At 63.0% G+C, this 3,945-nt stretch carries 4 protein-coding genes; all 4 read left to right on the top strand.

The window, feature by feature from the left end; genetic code table 11:
• On the top strand, positions 1-609 hold a 609-nt coding region (locus tag WB528_RS19155), incomplete at its 5' end, for a TIGR04282 family arsenosugar biosynthesis glycosyltransferase (protein ID WP_423889966.1).
• Positions 606-1,985 carry a hypothetical protein gene (locus tag WB528_RS19160; RefSeq protein WP_423889967.1) on the top strand — a complete coding sequence of 460 codons (1,380 nt, stop codon included), beginning with the start codon at positions 606-608 and terminating at the stop codon, positions 1,983-1,985. The genes WB528_RS19155 and WB528_RS19160, both read left to right, overlap by 4 nt.
• A 1-nt stretch (position 1,986) precedes the next feature.
• Positions 1,987-3,045 (top strand): radical SAM/SPASM domain-containing protein, encoded by a 1,059-nt coding sequence (locus tag WB528_RS19165; protein WP_423889968.1) that lies wholly within the window; start codon positions 1,987-1,989, stop codon positions 3,043-3,045.
• Between the two features lie 26 nt (positions 3,046-3,071).
• Positions 3,072-3,788: a glycosyltransferase family 2 protein gene (locus tag WB528_RS19170; RefSeq protein ID WP_423889969.1), complete on the top strand. Its 717-nt coding sequence runs from the start codon at positions 3,072-3,074 to the stop codon at positions 3,786-3,788.
• Positions 3,789-3,945: the final 157 nt, after the last annotated feature.

The following is a 3,945-nucleotide window of genomic DNA, read 5'->3' on the forward strand; positions in this document are numbered from 1 at the left end:
CAACTCGCGAGCTGCTTCCTGCGCGACGTTGCTGCCGCGATTGAGGCCGTTCCCGAGCAGATGGGGCGGCGCGGCTACGGCGTTTACGCGCCGGCGGGCACAGAGGACGACTTCCGGCGTTTGTTTCCGCCATCGTTCGGTCTTGTACTGCAGGCTAACGCCGACCTGGGCAATGTACTGTTCGGCGCGACACAGGACCTGCTCGCCACGCCACACGACTGCGTCATTCTCGTCAACGGCGACAGTCCGACGTTACCGACACGGTTTCTCATAAAAGCCATCGAAAGGCTGCGCATGCCCGGCGATCGCCTTGTGCTCGGCCCAGCCGCCGACGGTGGCTATTATCTGATCGGACTCAAGCATCCCCACCGCGCTGTTTTCACCGACATTTCGTGGGGCACGGCCAGCGTAGCGCGTACCACGCTGCAGCGCGCGCAGGGGGCGGCACTCGAAAGCGCCTTACTGCCCGAATGGTATGACGTTGACGACAGCGAATCCTACCGCTGGCTGCGGGACGAGTTGGCCGGCCGGCCAGGCCGCTTCCATGGCGGCGGTCCGGCTACTGCGACGCGAGCGCTCTTGGCAACGGTGCCGGAGGCTATTCGGTGAGTTTGCCGCATCCCGTCGCGTCGGCATGTCCGCTACATTCGCCGGCCTCAAGCAGCGCGGCTTTCAACCAACTCATCGCGGCCGGGACGCTCATCGCGGCCTTGGTCGCGGCGACACCGTTTGCGCAACGGATCGGCGGCGACAAGGCATTTACGGCCATCGCCGTGGTCACGGCCGCGTTGACCTACGCCGCAACCGTGCTGGCAGACCGGATCGAGGGACGGAAGGCTCTCGTGTTTATTCTAGGGCTCGCGGTCGTGCTTCGCGTCTATGCCCTGTCGTTCCATCCATTCCTGTCATCCGACGTCTATCGCTATGTGTGGGATGGCACCGTGCAGGCGGCCGGCATAAATCCCTATCGCTACGTTCCTGCCGATCCTGCGCTCGCGCAGCTTCGCGATGCCGCGATCTATCCGAACATCAACCGCGCCAACTATGCGGTGACCATCTACCCGCCGGTCGCCGAATTTTTCTTTCTTGTGGCAACGCGGTTTGGCGCGAGCACCCTCGTCATGCGGCTCGCCATGCTCACCTGCGAAGCGCTGAGCGTGTTCGTGATGCTGTTGATGCTGCGCCGCATGCAGCAGCCGCTCACGCGCATCGTGTCTTATGCGTGGCATCCGCTGGCGATCTGGGAAATCGCGAACGGCGGCCATGTCGATTCGCTGATGATGGCGCTGACGCTGGTTGGACTTTGGGCTGCCATAGGCGGACGACCACAAAGCGGCGCGTTCGCGGTCGCGCTGGCGAGCCTGGCGAAGCCACTCGCCGCGCCGGCTTTTGCGGTCATCTGGCGGCCGTGGAACTGGAAAATTCCCGTCATCGTCGTTGCGGCGGTCGCGCTTTGTTATCTGCCATATCTATCCGTTGGCTGGGGTGTGCTGGGCTTCCTGACGCACGGTTATCTGAACGAGGAGGGGCTAGACTCGGGCGGTGGCTTTTGGCTGTTGTCGCTGTGGCGCCTCGCGTTCGGAACGAGCCGCTACGACGTCGCGTGCTACGTGCTGTTGGCCGGCGCACTATTGCTGTACCTCGCGTTGCGCGCGGCATTTCAGCGGACGCAAAATGCGGCGGTAACCCTCTGCAACGCCAATGTGCTGTTCCTTGCTGCCTTACTGCTGTTATCGCCAGAATACCCGTGGTATTACGTGATCTTGGTTCCGTTTGGAGCGCTTTTGAGAAATGTGCCCATATGGGCGCCCACTTTGGCACCTACTTGGGCGATGTCGGTTGGAGCCTTGTTGCTCACTGCGGCGACGACATCGAATGCCCACGCGACGCTGATCGTCAAATCCGTGCTGTTCGGGAGCGCGCTGTCGTGTTGGGCTTGGTCGGCTTGGTCCAGGCGGCAGAAGCGGCCGTTGACGGTGCAATGACATGATCTCATCCGCTGGTGTCCATCCGAGCCACTATTACGAGGCTGTGCCGGAGGCACGGACTGACGAGGCGTTACATCCGCCGGTCTGCCTCTATCTGGAGGTGACCAACCGCTGCAATCTGCTGTGTACGACCTGCCCGCGCACCTATGAGGAGCTTGAACCGCCTGCCGACCTAAGCTGGGACTTGTTCACGCGCCTCGTCGAGCAAGTGCCGGATCTCGCCCGCGCTGTGCTGCACGGTGTCGGTGAGCCGATGCTGATGAAGTCCCTGCCGCGCATGGTGGAGTATCTCAAGGAGCGCGGTGTCTATGTGCTGTTCAACACCAACGGCACGGTGCTCAACGCGCGCAACGGCCGTGCCCTGATCGACGCGGGGCTCGATGAATTGCGCGTATCGCTCGACGCGTCCAACCGCGAGTCCTTCAAGGCGATACGCGGCGCGGACTATTTCAACCGGATTCTCCACAACGTGCGAGCATTTCGCGACCTGCAGGACCGCGAAGGTATCGATCGGCCGCTGGTGTCGCTGTGGCTGATCGGTCTAAAAGAGACGATTGCCGATTTGCCAGCCTTCGTGAAAGTGGCGGCCGATCTCGGCATCAAGGAAATTTATCTGCAGCGGCTGGTGTATTTCGATCGGGCGACAGTTGGCTTCGCCCGGCCGGATCAGGCGCTGTTCGAACGCATGACCCGCGATGAGGCAGGTTACTTGAAGGAAGCCGAGGACCTGGCCCGCTCGCTCGGAATTGCCTTTAATGCTTCGGGTGCGGCGTCGGAGCCCGGTCTCAGCCTGCAGAAGGCCGATGGTGACTCGCCCTGGTCGTTGTGCCGGCGACCGTGGTCGCTGATGTACATCACGGCCAACGGCCGCGCCCTGCCATGCTGCATCGCTCCGTTCGCGATGCACGGTTATGAAAACTACACCTTGGGCGACGCGACCAAACAAAGCCTGCAAGACATCTGGAACGGACCCGAATACCGCGCATTTCGCGGTGCACTGTTGTCCGATAAGCCGCCTGCGACGTGCGCCAATTGCGGGCTATGCTGGAGCCTGTGACGCAGGCTTTTTCGAATCTTGAACCGATGCGTTCGGCGCCGGTTGTCGCCGCCATTATTCCCTGTCTCGACGAGGAGGACGCGATCGGCCCCGTCGTCGCGTCCGTCCGCGGGCATGGCGTCACGGACGTCATCGTCGTCGACGGCGCGTCCAAGGACCAAACCGCGGAGCGTGCAACGGCGGCTGGTGCGAGGGTCATCGTTGAACCGCGGCGCGGGTACGGGCGCGCTATCCAGGCCGGCACCGCGGCTTTGTGTGAAGATACCGACATCGTCGTTTTTCTCGATGGCGACGGCAGCGACCCGGCGGAATTCATCCCGGCGTTGATTGCACCGATTGCGGCTGGCCAGGCAGTGTTCGTGCTAGGGTCGCGCATCCGAGGCCAGCGGGAACCGGGGAGTCTCGCGCCGCAGCAGATCGCAGCGGGGCGTGTGGGCGGTCTCCTCATCCGTATGATGTACGGCATGCGGTTCAGCGATCTGTCGCCATTTCGCGCCATCCGGCGCGATGCGCTGCGAGAGCTCGGCATGCGTGAGGCGACCTATGGCTGGAACCTCGAAATGCTGATGCGGGTCGCCGCCGCCGGTTTGCCGGCTAAGGAAATCCCGGTCGGTCAGTGCCGCCGCATTGGCGGGGTCTCCAAGGTTTCAGGTAATTTTTGGGCCGGCCTCAAGGCCGCCGCGGTGCTGGCGATGACCTTCTGTCGCCTGGCGCTCAGCCTGCGGCGCGAGCGGCGGAGTTGAGGCAGCTCAGCCCACGATCTGCAACACGCGACCGATCAACCCCTTGCCGTCGCGCACGGCGGGAGAATGTCGCCGCAACAGGGCATCGAAGCCAAGCCTCCGCCCGGCGGCATCGATGACGAAAACGAACATCAGTAGCGCCAGGAACATATAGGTC

Source organism: Bradyrhizobium sp., assembly GCF_049586575.1.
Lineage (GTDB): Bacteria > Pseudomonadota > Alphaproteobacteria > Rhizobiales > Xanthobacteraceae > Bradyrhizobium.